The 17,218-nt window shown below is 60.6% G+C and carries 15 protein-coding genes and 1 pseudogene; 9 read left to right on the top strand and 7 right to left on the bottom strand.

Annotated elements, in window-relative coordinates; all coding sequences use genetic code 11:
• The first annotated feature begins 3 nt into the window (after window positions 1–3).
• Genes AC1DYW_RS30290 through AC1DYW_RS30280 form a run of 3 tightly spaced genes read left to right on the top strand, consistent with a single transcriptional unit; the run spans window position 4 to window position 4,249 of the window.
• A complete protein-coding gene (locus AC1DYW_RS30290; RefSeq protein WP_135867216.1) occupies window positions 4–1,668 on the top strand; it encodes an FAD-dependent oxidoreductase in 1,665 nt (554 codons plus the stop codon).
• The gene (locus tag AC1DYW_RS30285) at window positions 1,665–3,131 is read left to right on the top strand and encodes an NAD-dependent succinate-semialdehyde dehydrogenase (RefSeq protein WP_126070419.1); all 1,467 of its coding nucleotides are present in this window, start codon (window positions 1,665–1,667) and stop codon (window positions 3,129–3,131) included. The genes AC1DYW_RS30290 and AC1DYW_RS30285 overlap by 4 nt, the downstream gene beginning before the upstream one ends.
• Window positions 3,128–4,249: an ABC transporter ATP-binding protein gene (locus AC1DYW_RS30280; protein WP_348639803.1), complete on the top strand. Its 1,122-nt coding sequence runs from the start codon at window positions 3,128–3,130 to the stop codon at window positions 4,247–4,249. Before AC1DYW_RS30285 ends, AC1DYW_RS30280 begins: the two co-directional genes overlap by 4 nt.
• 530 nt (window positions 4,250–4,779) lie before the next feature.
• On the opposite strand, the gene hpaH is transcribed toward AC1DYW_RS30280, so the two are convergent.
• Genes hpaH through AC1DYW_RS30255 form a run of 5 tightly spaced genes read right to left on the bottom strand, consistent with a single transcriptional unit; the run spans window position 4,780 to window position 9,440 of the window.
• The gene (hpaH, locus tag AC1DYW_RS30275; protein ID WP_126070418.1) at window positions 4,780–5,583 is read right to left on the bottom strand and encodes a 2-oxo-hept-4-ene-1,7-dioate hydratase; all 804 of its coding nucleotides are present in this window, start codon (window positions 5,581–5,583) and stop codon (window positions 4,780–4,782) included.
• A complete protein-coding gene (locus tag AC1DYW_RS30270; protein WP_126070417.1) occupies window positions 5,580–6,458 on the bottom strand; it encodes a fumarylacetoacetate hydrolase family protein in 879 nt (292 codons plus the stop codon). The genes hpaH and AC1DYW_RS30270 overlap by 4 nt, the downstream gene beginning before the upstream one ends.
• 34 nt (window positions 6,459–6,492) lie before the next feature.
• On the bottom strand, window positions 6,493–7,473 hold the full coding sequence (gene hpaD, locus AC1DYW_RS30265) for a 3,4-dihydroxyphenylacetate 2,3-dioxygenase (RefSeq protein ID WP_126070416.1): 981 nt from the start codon (window positions 7,471–7,473) through the stop codon (window positions 6,493–6,495).
• Between the two features lie 14 nt (window positions 7,474–7,487).
• The gene (hpaE, locus tag AC1DYW_RS30260) at window positions 7,488–9,002 is read right to left on the bottom strand and encodes a 5-carboxymethyl-2-hydroxymuconate semialdehyde dehydrogenase (protein WP_126070415.1); all 1,515 of its coding nucleotides are present in this window, start codon (window positions 9,000–9,002) and stop codon (window positions 7,488–7,490) included.
• A gap of 30 nt (window positions 9,003–9,032) precedes the next feature.
• Window positions 9,033–9,440 carry a 5-carboxymethyl-2-hydroxymuconate Delta-isomerase gene (locus AC1DYW_RS30255; RefSeq protein ID WP_407067897.1) on the bottom strand — a complete coding sequence of 136 codons (408 nt, stop codon included), beginning with the start codon at window positions 9,438–9,440 and terminating at the stop codon, window positions 9,033–9,035.
• Window positions 9,441–9,578: 138 nt separating this feature from the next.
• Here AC1DYW_RS30255 and hpaR point away from each other — a divergent pair, with 138 nt between their 5' ends.
• The 6 genes and pseudogenes from hpaR to AC1DYW_RS30225 all read left to right on the top strand — a co-directional run bounded on the left by hpaR (window position 9,579) and on the right by AC1DYW_RS30225 (window position 15,700).
• Window positions 9,579–10,034: a homoprotocatechuate degradation operon regulator HpaR gene (gene hpaR, locus AC1DYW_RS30250; RefSeq protein ID WP_126070414.1), complete on the top strand. Its 456-nt coding sequence runs from the start codon at window positions 9,579–9,581 to the stop codon at window positions 10,032–10,034.
• Between the two features lie 218 nt (window positions 10,035–10,252).
• Window positions 10,253–10,714: a hypothetical protein gene (locus AC1DYW_RS30245; RefSeq protein WP_126070413.1), complete on the top strand. Its 462-nt coding sequence runs from the start codon at window positions 10,253–10,255 to the stop codon at window positions 10,712–10,714.
• A 289-nt stretch (window positions 10,715–11,003) separates the two neighbouring features.
• Window positions 11,004–13,082: a DNA ligase D gene (ligD, locus tag AC1DYW_RS30240; RefSeq protein WP_477228650.1), complete on the top strand. Its 2,079-nt coding sequence runs from the start codon at window positions 11,004–11,006 to the stop codon at window positions 13,080–13,082.
• A 162-nt stretch (window positions 13,083–13,244) separates the two neighbouring features.
• Window positions 13,245–13,765 (top strand): annotated as a pseudogene (locus tag AC1DYW_RS30235) (ArdC-like ssDNA-binding domain-containing protein); the annotation flags it as partial.
• A 346-nt stretch (window positions 13,766–14,111) separates the two neighbouring features.
• Window positions 14,112–14,624: a TrbG/VirB9 family P-type conjugative transfer protein gene (locus AC1DYW_RS30230; protein WP_477228649.1), complete on the top strand. Its 513-nt coding sequence runs from the start codon at window positions 14,112–14,114 to the stop codon at window positions 14,622–14,624.
• Complete coding sequence (locus tag AC1DYW_RS30225; RefSeq protein WP_477228648.1) at window positions 14,624–15,700, top strand: TrbI/VirB10 family protein; 1,077 nt, start codon at window positions 14,624–14,626, stop codon at window positions 15,698–15,700. The genes AC1DYW_RS30230 and AC1DYW_RS30225 overlap by 1 nt, the downstream gene beginning before the upstream one ends.
• On the opposite strand, the gene AC1DYW_RS30220 is transcribed toward AC1DYW_RS30225, so the two are convergent.
• Complete coding sequence (locus AC1DYW_RS30220; protein ID WP_477228647.1) at window positions 15,648–16,412, bottom strand: spermidine synthase; 765 nt, start codon at window positions 16,410–16,412, stop codon at window positions 15,648–15,650. The genes AC1DYW_RS30225 and AC1DYW_RS30220 overlap by 53 nt on opposite strands.
• A 24-nt stretch (window positions 16,413–16,436) precedes the next feature.
• Window positions 16,437–17,216, bottom strand: coding sequence for a succinate dehydrogenase iron-sulfur subunit (locus AC1DYW_RS30215; protein ID WP_477228646.1), 780 nt, complete (start codon window positions 17,214–17,216; stop codon window positions 16,437–16,439).
• Window positions 17,217–17,218 lie beyond the last annotated feature (2 nt).

Here is a 17,218-nt window from a genome sequence, read left to right as displayed (position 1 = left end):
GCAATGACACGAACGATAGAAACACAGGTGCTTGTCGTCGGCGGCGGCCCGGTCGGCCTCACCCTCGGCATGGATCTCGCGTCGCGCGGGGTGGAGACGCTGTTGGTGGAAATGCGGCATGAGGGGGAGCCGCCGAGTGTCAAATGCAATCACATAGCAGCTCGTTCGATGGAGATTTTCCGCCGCTTGGGCGTTGCCGGAAAGCTGCGGCAAACCGGCTTGCCGGCCGACTATTCCAACGACATTTCCTACCGAGTGAGCTTCACCGGCAAGGAATTGTCGCGCATCGAAATTCCGTGCCGGAAGGACCGCTATACGGCGACCGGCGGCCCTGACACATGGTGGCCGACGCCGGAGCCGCCGCACCGGATCAACCAAATCTATATCGAACCGGTGCTGTTCGCCCATGCCGCGGCGATGCCGAATCTCTCCTTGCTCAACCGTGTCCAGATCAATGATTTCACCCAGGATGACGATGGCGTTCAGGCAACGGGGCGGCTGCTCGATACGGGCGAGACCATCTCCATTCGCGCTCGCTATATGGTTGGCTGCGATGGCTCGCGTTCCGGCGTGCGTAAGGCGATTGGCGCCAAGCTTTCCGGTACGGCGGTCGTGCAGCGCGTCCAGTCCACTTATATCAGAGCGCCGTCGCTGCTGTCGCTCAGCAACCTGAAGCCCGCTTGGGCGACATTCTCCCTCAACCCGCAGCGTTCCGGCAATGTCTATGCGATCGACGGCAAGGAGAAGTGGCTGGTTCACAACTATCTCAGGCCGGGCGAGGAAGACTTTGAAGCCATCGACCGCGACTGGGCGTTGCGAACCATCCTCGGCGTCGGTCCTGATTTCGCTTACGAAATTCTTAGCAAGGAAGACTGGATCGGTCGGCGCCTGGTAGCCGACAAGTTCCGCGACAGGCGCGTCTTTATCTGCGGCGACGCGGCCCATCTATGGGTGCCGATGGCCGGGTACGGCATGAATGCCGGCATCGCCGACGCTGCAAACCTCGCCTGGCTGCTCGCCGCTCACCTGAACGGCTGGGCGCCGGCATCCATTGTCGACGCCCATGAGAAAGAGCGGCTGCCCATCACCGAGCAGGTGTCGCATTTTGCGATGAACCATGCGCTGGCGTTGTCGAAGCAACGCGGCGACGTTCCTGACAACATCGATGATGACGACGCCGAGGGCCAGCGAGCAAGAGCCGCGCTTGGCAAACTCGCCTATGACCTCAACGTTCAGCAATATTGCTGCGGCGGGCTGAACTTTGGCTATTTTTATGACCAATCCCCCATCATCGCCTATGACGGAGAAAAACCACCTGCCTACGGCATGGCCGACTTCACACCGTCCACGGTTCCGGGCTGCCGGACCCCTCACGTCTGGCTCGACGATGGCCGCTCGCTCTACGACGCGATGGGTCCCGATTACACGCTGCTTCGCTTTGATCCTTCGATTGACGTGACCACATTCTTGGCCGCAGCGGACGCGATCGCTGTTCCTGTCCGGTTGCTCGATGTCACGGCGGAGGACGCTGCTGGCGTCTACGACAAGGCCTTGGTCCTCTCGCGGCCCGACCAGCATGTCGCCTGGCGGGGTGATACCGCACCGACTGATCCGCTCGGTCTTATCCAGCTTATTTGCGGAATGGCCATACAGCACGAGGCAGCATGACCAACAACCCTCAGAGGACCGTTTCAGCGGTTCAATCCTATCCCGATCTGCGCTTGCTGATCGGCGGCGAATGGCATGAGCGAGGCGATCGTGAGTCAATACCGGTCTTCAATCCCGCGACCGAGGCCGTTCTTGGCAACCTGCCCGTGGCAACTCAGGACGACATGGACGCCGCTCTAGCGGCGGCGGCAACCGGCTTCGAGCTATGGCGGAGACGTTCGCCCCTTGACCGTTCCGATATCATCCGCCGCGCGGCCGCAATCGTTCGGGAAAGGGGTGAGAGCATCGCGCGTCTGATCACGCTCGAAGAAGGCAAACCTCTGGCCGAGGCCCGTATCGAGGCGGAAGCCGCTGCGCAGACTCTGGAATGGTTTGCCGAGGAGGGGCGCCGGGCTTACGGCAGGATCATACCCTCGCGCATCGAAGGGATGCAGCAATTCGTGGTCAAGGAACCAGTCGGCCCGGTGCTGGCGATCGCGCCCTGGAATTTTCCAGCCGTTAATCCGGCCAGAAAGCTCGGCGCGGCATTGGCCGCGGGTTGCTCGTGCATTCTCAAACCACCCGAAGAAGCGCCAGCCAGTGCCATGTCGATCGTCCAGGCGCTCGACGATGCAGGGATTCCCAAGGGCGTGATATCCATGCTGTTCGGTATACCTGCCGAGATTTCATCGTATCTGATCGCCTCCCCGATCATACGCAAGGTATCGTTCACCGGTTCGGTGCCCGTCGGAAAACATCTGATGGCGCTCTGCGCCGCAGGCATGAAGCGGACAACGATGGAACTCGGCGGCCACGGTTCGGTCATTGTCGACCGTGATGTCGACATCGATGCCGTCGTGCGGCTTTCAGCGATGGCGAAATATCGCAATGCCGGCCAAGTGTGCGTGTCGCCGACCCGCTTTTATGTCCACAAGGCGATCTATGTTGAGTTTGTCGAACGCTTCGCTGCCATTGCGGATGGCGTTGTGGTCGGCGATGGCTTCCTGGAAGATACGGCCATGGGACCTCTTGCCCATTCGAGACGCGGGTCTGCGCTGGATGAACTCGTGGCCGATGCCGAAAAGCACGGCGCTAACCTGCGTGCCGGCGGCCATCGGCGTAACAGCCCCGGTTACTTCTTTTCACCGACGGTGTTGTGCGATGTATCAGAACATGCGCGTGTCATGAATGAGGAACCGTTTGGCCCCGTGGCTCTGATCAATCCGATCGACTCGATCGAAAGTGGAATCAAGCAGGCCAATCGGCTTCCCTACGGTCTGGCCAGCTATGGTTTCGGCGCGACCGCAGACGCGGCGAAGGCATTTTCCAGCGGGCTCGAAACGGGGATGGTCGGGATCAACAGCTTTACCATTTCCTTTCCCGAGACGCCGTTTCTGGGCATTAAGGACAGCGGACACGGGGCCGAAAACGGTGTCGAAGGCCTTGAGACCTGTCTCGTCAGCAAATTCGTGAGCCAGATATGATGAGCGACTTGTCGGCAAATCCCGCGCGAGCCCATGACGAGACCGCACTGGTCCGGTTCATCAATGTACAGAAATCGTATGGAGGCCTTGGCCTCGTCGTCAAAAACCTCAACCTCGACGTACTCAGGGGCGAATTCCTCACCTTGCTCGGCCCGTCGGGCTCCGGCAAGACGACCACCCTGATGATGCTTGCTGGCTTTCAGGATGCCACCTCAGGAGAAATCCTGCTGGACGGACGGCCAGTGACCCAGACGCCGCCGCATGAGCGCGGCATCGGCATGGTGTTCCAGAGCTATGCACTGTTCCCGCACATGACCGTGGCACAGAATCTCGCCTTTCCCCTTGAGGTGCGCCGCGTCGCCAAGGCCGACATCGCCAACCGGGTCAAACGCGCGCTCGATATGGTTGAGCTGCCCAATTTCGCAGGGCGACGCCCCTCGCAGCTTTCCGGCGGCCAGCAGCAGCGCGTCGCGCTAGCGCGGGCACTCATCTTCGAGCCGACAGTGGTTCTGATGGATGAACCGCTGGGCGCGTTGGACAAGCATTTGCGAGAGCAGATGCAATACGAAATCAAGGCGCTGCATGACCGTCTCGGCATCACAATGATCTACGTGACCCACGACCAATCCGAAGCCCTGACCATGTCGGACCGGATAGCCGTGTTCAACGATGGCATCATCCAGCAGCTTTCGACACCGCAGGACCTCTATGAACGTCCCGCCAACGCGTTCGTCGCCCGGTTCATTGGTGAGAACAATACACTGACAGGGAAGGTCGCCAAGTCCGGCAAGGACGGACTGTACGATGTTGCCTTGTCAGGCGGTGGCGTTGTGCGTGCAGTCGCCGATGAGTCTCTCGCGCCAGGCGATGGCGTGATAATTTCGGTCCGCCCGGAACGCTGTCTATTGGGCCATGACTTTCCAGACCCGATGAACCAATTCGATGGCAAGGTGCTCGATACGATTTATCACGGCGACCATATTCGGGTGAAAGTTCACGCGGCGGGCTCGGAGAACTTCATCATTAAGACAGTCAACGCAAGATCCGACCTGCCACTGCGGCCTGGCGTTGATGTGAAGATAGGCTGGGACCCAAAAGACTGCCGCGCCTTTCGGTGAGGTCTCTGTCAGCAAGCTACCGTCGTTCTTCGCTTCGACTAACAGCAATGTCTCCCCAGCATTTAATCAAAGCACGGGTAGAGACACGCGTATCGGATGCAAGGCGTGCGCCCAGGAAGTCCGCACTTTGTCCGGGCTTCAATTTCTCTCGCTCGTTCACGATCGGCCATATTCAAGTCCAGGTGCTGGGACTCCGAACGATCTCCGTCCGTTCATGCGGCGATTGGCGGCAAATACGCGTCATTCGGAGCCATTCTGCCTGACGTGGTCGCCCAGATGCGACGAAGGATGACCGCGAGCTTTCGGGCGAGTGCGATCTTGGCTTTTGCCGATTGGCGGCCTCACGGCCCAGACGCGCGGACCATCGACCATTCGTCTCATATGTCGTTTGCCACTTCTTAAGGTGAGGGCGGTCCGCACCATCTCGGCTTTGGCCTTGCTAATGCGGCCGGTGCGGACGAGTTCGACCGACTGAAGCTTGCTCATAGGCTGAAGTGACGAGGCACAGCGAGTCTGTTTCAAGCGCCGCTCTAGCGGGCGAACGCGATGCGGATTGTTCCATGAGGGCCGAAATCGGCGACGATGCTGTCGCCGTGGCGGGCTTCGACCGGGCGCACGAACGAGCCTGACAGCACGACCTGTCCAGCAGCGATCTGCATGCCGTATTGGTGCAGCCGGTTGGCCAGCCAGACGATGCCTTTGGCCGGATGATCGAGCACGCCGGCGCCAAGGCCGGTTTCCTCGACCTCGCCATTGCGCGAGACGATGGCACCGATCCAGCGCAAATCGGCTTCGCGCGGCCCGGCTGCGCGGCCGCCAATGACGATGCCGGCATTGGCGGCATTGTCGGAGATGGTGTCGAAGAAGGTCCTGACCTTGCCGGTCTCCTTGTTGATGCGCTCGATGCGGGTGTCGAGGATTTCAAGGGCAGGCGTGATGTAGTCGGTGGCGTCGAACACGTCGTCGATCGATACGTCAGGGCCTGCCAGCGGCGCCTTCATAACGAAGGCGATCTCGGCCTCGATGCGCGGCTGGATGAAGCGGTCGCCGGGAACGATGCCGCCGTCGTCGAAGAACATGTCGTCGAACAGCACGCCGGAATCGGGAATGTCGATGGCGAGCGCCGATTGCATGGCCTTGGAGGTCAGGCCGATCTTCCAGCCTTTGATTGTCAGGCCTGACGCGACCTTCCGCTTCACCAGTGCTGCCTGCACCAGGTAGGCGTCATCCATCGTCGCATCGGGAAAATCGAGGCTGAGCAGCCTGATCTGGCGACGGTTGCGTTCGGCCTCGTACAGCCGCGTGGCGGCGTCCTCGACTTGCTCGGGGATCATTGCGCTGTCCCTTCGTCGACGACGCCGTTGCGCAGCAGGCCAATGCCGTCGGCCTCGACCTCGATGACATCGCCCGGCTTCAGCCAGATCGGCGGCTCGAAACGGGCGCCGGCACCGGTCGGCGTGCCGGTGACGATGACGTCGCCGGGCACCAGCGTGGTGAAGGTCGAGACGTAGTTGATGATCTTGCGGAACGAAAAGATCATGCGGCTGGTGCGGTCCTGCTGCCGCAACTCGCCATTGACGCGGGTGGTCAGCGCGATGTCGGCGATCTGCGCCTCGTCGGTGTATGGCACCAGCCAGGGGCCAATGGCGCCGGTGCGGTCGAAATTCTTGCCCTGGGTGACATTGAACTTGGCGTGGCGGACCCAGTCGCGGATGGTGCCTTCATTGCACAACGACAGCGCCGCGATGTGGTTCAGCGCTTCCGTCTCGGCGATCCGCCGTCCGGCCTTGCCGATGACGATGACGATCTCACCCTCATAATCGAGCTGCGGCGATTCTGGCGGCCGTACCAACGGCGCGCCATGGCCGACGAAGGAGCGCGGGAAGCGGATGAACAGCGACGGGTTGGAGGGGGCTGCCTGGCCGTCCTTGTACTCTTCGTTGCGGTCGGGAAAATTGACGCCGACGCAGATGATCTTTTCCGGGGAGGGGACCGGAATGTCGTAGGCGATGTCGTCGAGGGAAAAGTCGGCAGCAAAGGCTTCCGCCTCTTCCGCCAGATGCTGCAAGGCGCCGGCCTCTATCACTTCGCGTAGCGTCGGCCACTGGCTGTGGCGCGCCGACAGGTCGACGACGCCCTTGCCGGTGATCGCGCCGTAGCGCTTCTTGCCGCCGACGGTGAAGGTGGCGAGCCGTGCCTGTGCCGTCATGCTGATTTCCCCATCACGCCTGTTCCAGCCATCGTCATGGCGCGATGATCGGCGAGGCAGAGAGATCGGGCTGGCGCGGCTCGATACCGGCAAAGACGCTGCCTTCCTCGAACCAGCTTTTGGGCGCCGGAGCGCCCCACAGCGTCTGCCGCTGCGGATCCTTGAGGTCCCACTTGATCGGCTCCAGATCGGGATCGACCGTCTGGTAGTCCGAACAATAGATCTCGATGCGGTGATTGTCGGGATCGCGGATGTAGAGGAAGAAGGCGTTGGAAATGCCGTGCCGGCCGGGACCGCGCTCGATGTTTGCGAGGTAGCCGGTCGTCGCCATCAGGTCGAGCAGATCGATGATGTTGAGCGGGGTCGGCACCCAGAAGGCGAGGTGGTGCAGGCGCGGTCCGACACCGTTGGTGAAGGCGATGTCGTGGACGCCACCCTTGCGGTGCGTCCACGCCGCCCACAGTTTTCCACTGCTGGCATCCTCGGTGTACTCGGTGACACGAAAGCCGAGCTCGTTGTAGAACGCCACCGATTCATCGACGTTGGGCGAGAAGCAGTTGAAGTGGTCGATGCGCAACGGCTTGACGCCCTTGTAGAGCGCGTATTTCTGGTGAATCGGCGGCAGCCGCTCCATCTTCGAGTAGAACTCCAGCGGAATGCCGTGCGGGTCGCGGGTGCGGAAGGTCCGTGACTGGTACGGCCGCTCGACCCATTCCACCGGCAGGCCTTTGCCTCTCAAGAAGTGCTCGGCCTTGTCGAGATCCTCGTCGGAGAACAGCTTGAAGCCGAGGTCGCGGGCTTCCGGCTTGGCAGCCTTCCGCAGCACGATGCAATGGTGGCCGCGCTCTTCCAGCGCGCGCAGATAGATCGCGTCCTTGCTCTCGTCGGTCACCTGCAGGCCGAGCGTGTCGACATAGAAGGCGCGTGATTTTGCGAGGTCGGTCACTGCCAGTTCGACATGGCTCAGCCGCACGATGTTGAAGGCCGGGTAGAGGTTGGGTGTGGGCAAGGGCATCTTGATGTCTCCGGTCAGCCGCCGAGCTTCTGGATCGAGTGTGGCGCGGTCGCGAACGCGATGTTCTTGGTTTCCATGTAGAAATCGAACGACCAGTCACCGCCGTCGCGACCGATGCCCGAACTCTTGACGCCGCCGAACGGCGTCGGCAGATGGCGCACATTTTCTGAGTTGACCCAGATCATGCCGGCGTCGAGCGCGTCGGTGAAGCGGAAGGCGCGGGTGACGTCCGAGGTCCAGAGATAGCCGGTCAGGCCGTACTGCGTGTCGTTGGCCAGCGCCAGCGCCTCGGCCTCGTCCTTGAACGGGATGGCGGTCAGCACCGGTCCAAAAATCTCTTCCTGGGCGATACGCATGCGGTTGTTGGCGCCGGTGAACAGCGTCGGGCTGACATAGCAGCCGCCGCCAGGACCATCGAACTTGCCGCCGCCGGCAGCGACGATGGCGCCTTCCGACTTGCCGATCTCGATATAGGACAACACCTTTTCCTCATGCACCGGATGGATCAGCGGACCGACCACGGTTTCCGGGTCGAGCGGATGGCCTATCTTGATGCGCCTTGCCTTCTCCGCCACCAGCGCGGTGAACTTGTCATAGACGCTTTCCTCGACCAGCAGGCGCGAAGACGAGGTGCAGCGCTCGCCGTTCAGCGAGTAGATCATGAAGACGGCGGCGTCGGCGGCGCGCTCCAGATCGGCGTCGGCAAAGACGATGACCGGGTTCTTGCCGCCAAGCTCGAAATGCACGCGCTTCAGCGTATCGGCGCCTTGCTTCATGATCATCGAGCCGGTGCGGCTTTCGCCGACGAAGCCGATCGCCTTGATGTCAGGGTGTTCGGTCAGCGCCTTGCCGGCATCCTCGCCAAAACCGTTGACGAGGTTCCAGACGCCCTTGGGCAGGCCGGCTTGCTCGGCGATCTCGACCAGCAGCCGCGCCGTCAGTGGTGACAGTTCCGCCGGCTTGTGGACGATGGTGCAGCCAGCGGCGAGTGCCGGCGCGATCTTCCACGTCGAAAGCATGAAGGGCGTATTCCATGGCGTGATGACGCCGACCGGGCCGATCGGCACGCGCGTGGTCATGTTGACCTGGTTCGGCGCGCGGATCGTGCGGCCATCGCGCGCTTCGGGCGCGCGATCTGCGTAGAAGCGGAAGTTCTCGGCACCACGCAACGCTGCCTTGGCCATGAACTTCAGCGACTGGCCGGTGTCCATGCACTCGACAAAGGCGATCTCCTCGGCGCGTGCGACGATGGCGTCGGCAATCTTGTGCAGGAGTTTCTTGCGGGCGTCGCCGGCAAGCGCCGCCCAGTCGCGAAAGGCCGCCTTCGCCGCCTTGGCGGCGCGGTCGATATCGGCTGCCTTGCCGCGCGCAACGGTGGCGATCGGCTTCAGGTCGATCGGCGAGATCGTCTCATAGATCGAGCCGTCGGCAGCGGGTACCGCCTCGCCGCCGATCTGGTTGAGCACGCCGCCCTTTTTGAAGCGGTCGAGATAGGCCTCGGCCTTCTTCAGATTGTCGTCTAGAGCCATGAGGTCTTTCCTGTCACTTGCCACGCCCTGTCACTTGCCTCGCAGGCGCGGGTGGATGGCATTCTTCTTCCAGCTCAGTTCGGCGTCGATCTCGCGGATCTCCAGCGACAGCGCGAAATGCGGCGTCGTGAACAATGAAGCGAGATGCTCGGACACTGCCGCGAAGATCGCTTCGCCGGTGCGTTTCTTCTCTTCGTCAGTGCGGCCCTTGCCGATGCGGAAGTTCAGGTCGATGAAACCGTTCTCGGGCAGACGGTCGGCGATGGCATAAGCATCAGCGCGAAAGGCGCGCACCCTGACCGCGCCCGGCTCGAACAGACCGGTTTCGAGGATTGTCCGCGAGACCAAAGCGCAGAGCTCCGTCATGTCGACCCTGGCGTCGAGATTCGCCGAATAGTCGATCACCATGTGCGGCAAGCTGTCGCTCCAGTCGGACATATACGCTGTCTTTAATTAACGTGCGTATTACATTTTGTTGATGTATTGTCAATTGCTTTGCAGTTGGGTCAACATCCTTTCCCGTGCGCTCGACATCCTAACTTGGCTGTGAGTTCGCGGGTGATTGCCAATGGGCTCATGCGCGCCTTCGTGGAGTCTTCCTTGCGAATAACGGAAACCAAACGCTCCCTGCCAATGGCCCTGCTTCGTGCCCGTGAAGTGATCATGGCGCACTTTCGACCGATGCTTGCCCGACACGACATCACCGAGCAGCAATGGCGCGTGCTGCGGGTGCTTGCCGAAACCGGGCCGCTCGAAGCAACCGAACTCGCCAATCGAGCCTCGATCTTGCCGCCTAGCTTGACCCGCATCATCAAGGCGATGGAGGAGCGGCAGTTCATCACCCGCAACAGGGTAAAGGATGATGGGCGTCGGGCACTGATCGCCATCAGTCCGGCCGGGCTGGCACTGATCGAGGACCTGTCGCCTGAGCGTGCCGCGATCTATGAGGCGATCGAGCAACGCTACGGTGCCCAGCAGCAGGACCGGCTGCTTGATCTGCTAGAAAGCCTGATCCAATCGGAATCCTCTTAACCACCGAAGCTACCAGTGCAGTCGGCAGCAAGCAGTTGCGACTGACATAGAGCAATGCCGCCTCTGCCTCCTATGGCCATTTCCGCCAATAGTGAACAAAAAGAGAACAAAGAGTCAAGCATGCCCCTTGACGGGGGAGGAATATGTTCCTTATTTCAGCGTGATCTGAAGCAGAAAAGGACCATGGCTCGGCGTCAATCGCGCTGGCCGGCGAAGCTATGGCAAAAACAGCGGAAGACAATTTTCGGATCGAGGTATGGGATCGAGAGGAGCAGGCCCTATCCGAAACCATTTCGCGTTCCCCCGATTCAACGGTGAGTCAGGCAGCCTGGCAAGCTGCCATCCGGCGCCGGCCAGGCATGTTGCTGATCCACTACAACAGTCGGCATGTGATGGAGAAAATCCTGACACCAGGCGAGGTCAAGATCCCACCGCAGGCCATCATTGATGGTAGCGTTCATGCGGGCCTCGACGTGGCGCTCGGCGATCTTCGCGAATGGCATGTGTTGCGGGCCTGGTGCAGATCCTGTTCGCACCATGCGACGGTAAAGCCTGCCGGGCTCATCGAACGCTATGGAAAAGGCGCTCTGTTCAGTTCGGTCGAGCGAGCGCTCTTCTGCACGAGTTGTGACAGGGGAGGGCCTGTCAGGCTGGAAATTCACAAGCTGCCACGCAATTGAGGGGCGAACGGATGCAAGACCTCATCGAATTCGTCCAGGCCCACTCGGCACTGGTTGGACAATCCTATCGCATCGTCGCCGATCAGCGGCCGGACTGTCGAGAACCGGGAATGCGAGCGGTCTCCGCCGGTCGGCTTCGACGCAAAACATGCGGACCACCGCGGGCGGGGACAGTCGGTCCCGCATCCCGTCCTGCGGCCGGCGCTATGCTGACGCTCCTACGGCTGGCCCGTTCACCGCCCGCGGCGGGGGCGAATTTCCTCCGTCCTACGTGCGACAATGATCCGCGGTGCGGACGCGCGCAGGACTGCGGCGTATACGCCGTTCTTCCTTAGAGCGCCGACGGTCGCCGGCGCGGAGATGCTTGGACATGGAACCGAATCCCAGGCAGGGTATTGAATCGGACTATGTATCCGAGTTCCGCATGTCGGCTGTAGATGGCACCCTCGGCATAAGCAAAAGGCGCACACGGCACCGAGACTCGGAATCTATCCCTAGATATCCGCTGCCGGGATTTCGGTCCTTCCAGCTCTGCACATTGACAGACCACATACCGGTCGGCGGGGATTGGCTCTTCGAGATGAAGTTCGACGGCTATCGTGCCCAAGTCGCCATCTCCGGCTCGAACGTCGTCGTCTATACCCGCAATGGCCACGACTGGACCCGACAGTTCAAGGTCATCCTGCCGCCGCTTCGGAGACTGACCAAGGGCGCGGTGCTGATCGACGGTGAGATCGTCGCCATCGACAGCCAGGGCCGCACGAACTTCTCCATGCTGAAAACCGGCATTGCCGCGGGTATGCCGCTCAAATTCTATGCCTTTGATCTGCTTGAATTCGATGGCGAAGATCTGTCGAACCAGCCGCTCCTTGAGCGCAAGGAGCGACTTGAGTCCCTGCTAGGGTCGCGCCGCCCTGAAGACAGCCTGCAATTCTCCAGCCACATCCTCGACCAGGGCAAAAGGGTGTTCGACGCCATGTGCGCGGGCGGCCACGAAGGCGTTATCGCCAAGCGCGCCGACAGCTCCTACGTCGGCGACCGCAACAGAAGTTGGCTCAAGATCAAGTGCACGAAGCGACAGGAATTCGTTGTCGGCGGTTATCGCCCAAGTGACACAGGACATGGCATGGCCTCGCTGATCCTCGGCACTTACGACAATGGCAAGCTCATCTATCGCGGCCGCGTCGGCACTGGGTTCACCGCAGCTATGCGCAAGGACATCCTCGCGAAGCTCGAGAAACGCCATCTTGAGAAACCGGCTTTCGCCTCCGTTCCGAGAGACATTGCCCGCCGTGCCCGGTGGGTGAAGCCCGAGCTTGTCGCCGAAGTCACCTATGCCGAAGTGACACCGGACGGCAGCTTGCGACATCCAAGCTTTGAGGGCATGCGCGAAGATAAGCGAGCCGACCAGGTAGTGATGGAAATGCCGAAGGCGCCGGCAACTCTTGGCTCCCCCAATCTCGATCCGGGAATCGGCAAGGAGATCGCCGTTGCTGTCGGCGTCAAGCTGACGCATCCGGACAAGGTCATGTATCCCGGGACCAAGGTGACCAAGGCCACGCTTGCCGCCTACTACGCCGTGGTCGCCGAGAAGATGCTGCCGCACATACAGGATCGGCCGCTGTCGCTGGTGCGCGATACCGACGGCGACCTGCAACAGACCTTTTTTCAGAAACACAGACTGCCAGGCATGCCCAAGGCCATCCATGACGGCCAGTTGGAGAAGATGTCTGGGAAGGAAAGCCGGATCTTGTGGATCGATGACCTGGCTGGGCTGATCGCAGGCGTCCAGATGAACGTGCTCGAATTCCACATCTGGGGAAGCCTGCGCCAGCAGCCGGATCTGCCACACCGCATGATCTTCGACATCGACCCCGACGAGGGCTTGGGCTTCACTGCCGTCAAGCAGGCAGCCCTCGACGTTCGGGGCATCCTGGAAGCGCTTGGACTGCAGTCGTGGCCGTTGCTGTCCGGCGGCAAGGGCGTTCATGTGGTCGTGCCGCTCGTCCCGGAGGCAGACTGGGACGAGGTCAAGAGCTTCTGCCAAGACTTCGCCGAACTGCTGGCCCGTACAGATCCGTCGCGCTTCGTCGCCAACATGAGCAAGGCCAAGCGCAAGGGCCGGATGTTTCTCGATTACCTACGCAACGGCCAGGGATCCACTGCAATCTGTCCCTGGTCCACTCGGGCACGCGAGGGGGCGGGGTGTGCGGTGCCCGTCAGCTGGGAGGAGTTGCCCTCCTGCGAAAGCGCCAACGGTTTCGATGTTTTCGCCGCCGCCGCGCGGGCTCAGCTGCCGGAAGCCTGGGAAGGCTATTTCGACGTCGAACAAACGCTTACCGAGCGCATCCGCCACGCAGTCCGGTAGGAATAAGCATTTGGCGCGGACCGCCTTTGCCCAAAATTCGAGAGCGTCCCTCTTCTGCGGGAGGCCCCCGCAACGCCGTCTATAGTGAGAGTACGGACCAGTTTGCCGTGACGGGTTGAGAGCTGGAGGAGAGGCCTCCGGCGCCCGTCGCGGAGAACCGCGATGTCCAGACATTACGCTCGCGCCGGCGCTGACCGGTCAAGCCTCTATGACGATATCACCAGCAAGATCATCGCCGAACTGGAAGCAGGGCGCTTTCCCTGGGTGCAGCCCTGGGGCACGGCGGCGGCGCAAGCGCCCCTTGCTATGCCGGCCAATGCCGCGACAGGCCGCGCCTATTCCGGGATCAACGTGCTGATCCTGTGGGGTGCGGTCGTCGAGCATGGCTTTCCCATCCAGGGCTGGCTGACTTTCCGCCAGGCGCTATTGCTGGGCGGCCATGTCCGCAAGGGCGAACACGGCACCACCGTCGTCTATGCTGACCGCTTCATCCCTGACGACGCGAAGAATCGCGCGCGGGAAACCGGCGAGGCGGCACAGGCCATACCGTTCCTGAAGCGCTTCATCGTGTTCACGTGGCGCAATGTGAAAATCTGCCCGACGATCTGGCCGCGGCTCCGCCTGCACCAGAACCCGGACTGATCGAGCCTACGGTCGAGGCCTATCGCTTAGCAAGTTCCATAAGATAGATTATGCGACTTTTATCAGTAATGGCAACTATTTTTCACGCTCTAAAAAAGTAACGAAACGGCTCAAGTAGAGCTTTAGTGATCCTCATCAAGGGACAATAGCCCCACCTCCTAACAGTAACGCCTACTCGACGTGTTGATTTGACAGACATGCGCTACTTAAGGCTGCGCCCGTCCTTTTTGATTAAATTTGACCGGAGACTCTCAACTCTTCTGAGCAGTCGGGCAGGCGTTCCAGATCAGGTCCTTCGTTCGCCTCCCCTCTCGGCGCACTCACTTGTGTGGCATGCAATAGACCCCCTCGGATTCCATCAGAACCGCGCCCCCCTTCAACGTCAACGTGGTCACCAACCGGCGCGTCTATTCCCTGCTGCTGCAGGCAACTGACAATAGCCGCGACCGGGCATCCTTCCAGGTCCGGTTCAAATATCCGGACGAGGATATCAACGCGCGCCTGCTCTCACAGGCCAGGGAGAGCGCCGCCGATCCGGATTTGAAGGACCTGAACTATGCCGATCTCAATTATGACTATGCGTACAAAGGCGATGACAGCTTGAAGCCGCGCACCGTATTCGACGACGGCACCAAGGTGTTTCTGGAGTTCAAGGGTGACATTCCGGCGATTTTCGTGGTCGACGACAAGCGCCATGAGTCGCTGGTCAACGTTCGCACTCAGGGCAAATACACCGTCATCGACAAGGTCGCACGGCAATTCACCTTGCGGGCCGATGGCAAGACGCTCTGCCTGTACAACCGGGCGCGACCCAACGCCATCGACCCAGTCGAGCAGGTCTACGGTCCAAAAAAACTGACACGCGGTTCCACCCTGTTCGGATCCAGCGGAGGACGGTGATGACGCAGATCGACTATAACCAGCTGGACGGCAGCCCGTCTGTCGCGCGCCGCGGTGCGGGCGTGGGAACCAGGATCGCCCTGGCCGGCCTCGCTGTGGTGCTGGTAGGCGCGCTGATATGGCTGAACTGGCCTCGGGAGCCGGTATCGCGCGATCTTCGCAGCGATGGCGAGGAAAACTTCAACCCGCCGGAGTTTCGCACGCCGGCGTTGAACGACCCGCCGCAACCTGCCGACGGCACGATCGACCAGATTGTTGTGCCGCCACCGGCCGCCGACCAGAGCGGCACGCAGCAAGCCGATAATGTCGATCAGACCGTGCAGGAGGGTGCGGATCTCGATGCGCAGCGGCGCGCACTGGAGGCGCAAATGGCGGCCGAGGAAGCTCGCCGCAAGGCCGAGGCGGAAGAAGCCCGCCGTAAGGCCGCGGCTGAGGACGAGGCTCGTCGCAAGGCTGAGGCCGCCGAGCATGAAAAGGCGGTGTGGGAACGCCTGCGGTCGAACCAGATGGTGACGAATGATGAAAATGGATCGACGAATGCCGGCGCCCAGGCGGCGCAGGTAGAAATCGCGCCCGACGGTCAGACCATCCCGATCCCGGGCGCCGACACCGATCCCAACAAGGCTTTCCTGGCACAGTCAGAGGCGAGTTCTTCTAGTATTGTCAAAGCCAGGGTCTTCCGACGCACCGATGCGTTGATCCCAGAGGGAACGATCCTTCGCGGCTATTTGGAAACCGCTGTTAACACCGACCTTCCCGGTGCCGTGCGCGCTGTCGTGCGTGATGATGTCTTTTCGCTCGACGGCAGGCGGATTCTCATCCCGAAAGGGTCGCGCCTGACCGGGGAATACCGCTCGGGGCTTGCGCGCGGTCAGAAGCGTGTTTTCATCGTCTGGAGCAGGGTCATCCGCTCGGACGGCATTTCCGTCGATATCAAGTCACCCGGTGCAGACGCGCTCGGTCGCGGTGGCATGGGCGGTCGTGTCGATAGATCATCAGTGTTTTCGCGCCAACCGCAGTATGTCAAAAGCCCGCTTTGCTTTGCTCCTCGCGACGAGGCAGGTGCCAAGGTCTGAACGCGAGTCGATTGAGATCCCAAGCGATTTCATCCGCGCCGACCAAGGGCGGCATCAACATTCTCGGCAGCACCAGTTCGCGAACATTGCCAGCCATCACGATGGCATTGCGGTCTGGCACACCGCGAATATCAAGCAATCTTACGTCACTCCAAACAGAGCTGAGCCTGGCAGCAACGCTATCCGGCAACGAATCCAAATCGTGGCGAGCATGAATATTTCCTATCAAGCAACCGGAAGAATTCTTTAGACGGCTACGCGCCAATCGAAAAAATGTTTCAGTCCGCAGATGCTCTGGGATCCGCTTTCCAACATAGGCGTCCAGGACGATTGCATCATAGCGTTGGCGTTCGGTTCGTAAAAAATCCTCCCCGTCGGCAACGCAACAGTCGACATGGCGGGGAAGCCCAAAATGTCGTCGGGCGATCTGAAAAGCCTGGGGATTTATGTCAACGATCGTCACCCGCGCTCCAACTCGATCGAGCATCGTGCCCAAGCTGCCGCCGCCGCCGCCGATCATGAGCACGTCGGTCACCTGCTTTTGAGCGAGAAGACCGAAGATGGCATGGACATAAGGCACGACGCTCACGCCGTCCTGGTCACACTCGCTTTGAAAGCAACCACCCTGACGGTAAATGAACGAGCCGGTGTCCTTGGCACGAAAGACTTCTATGTTGCCGAAATCGGAATGATATTTCGCAATTCGGATCATGATTTCATCACTGTGGCCAAGTTTCTAAATCCGCCGTTCCACCATCATGGTCTTGATCGCTGCAATAGCCTTTGCCGGATTAAGACCCTTGGGGCAGGCTTGGGTGCAGTTCATGATGGTATGGCAGCGGTAGAGGCGGAAAGGATCTTCAAGGTCGTCGAGACGGTCTCCCGTCATTTCATCACGGCTGTCGATCAGCCATCGATAGGCCTGCAGGAGCACCGCGGGTCCGAGGTAGCGATCACCGTTCCACCAGTAGCTTGGACAGGAGGTCGAGCAGCAAGCGCACAATATGCACTCATAGAGACCGTCAAGCTTTTCCCGGTCCTGATGACTTTGCTTCCATTCTCCCTGAGGCTTTGGCGTTACGGTCTGCAGCCAAGGTTTGATTGAAGCGTACTGAGCGTAAAAATGCGTCAGATCGGGCACTAAATCCTTGATCACTTCCATGTGGGGCAACGGGTAGATCTTCACATCACCAGCCACAACTTCGATGCTTTTGGTACAGGCAAGCGTATTGGTCCCGTCGATGTTCATGGCGCAGGAACCACAGACGCCTTCCCGGCAAGACCGTCGGAATGTCAGCGTCTGGTCGATCTCTTCCTTAATCTTGATCAGCGCGTCGAGCACCATCGGTCCGCATTTGCCAAGATCGACTTCATAGGTATCTATTCGTGGGTTCTGGCCATCGTCAGGGTTCCAGCGATAGATGCGGAATCTTTTGACCTTGGTGGCTCCGTCATCGTTCTTGAAAGTCCGCCCCGCAGTGATCGTGGAGTTTTTCGGCAATGTGAGCTGAACCATCG

The organism is Mesorhizobium sp. P2_D5 (assembly GCF_056404355.1).
Note: the sequence above shows the minus strand (reverse complement) of the source record. Positions and strands in the feature narration are given on the sequence as shown.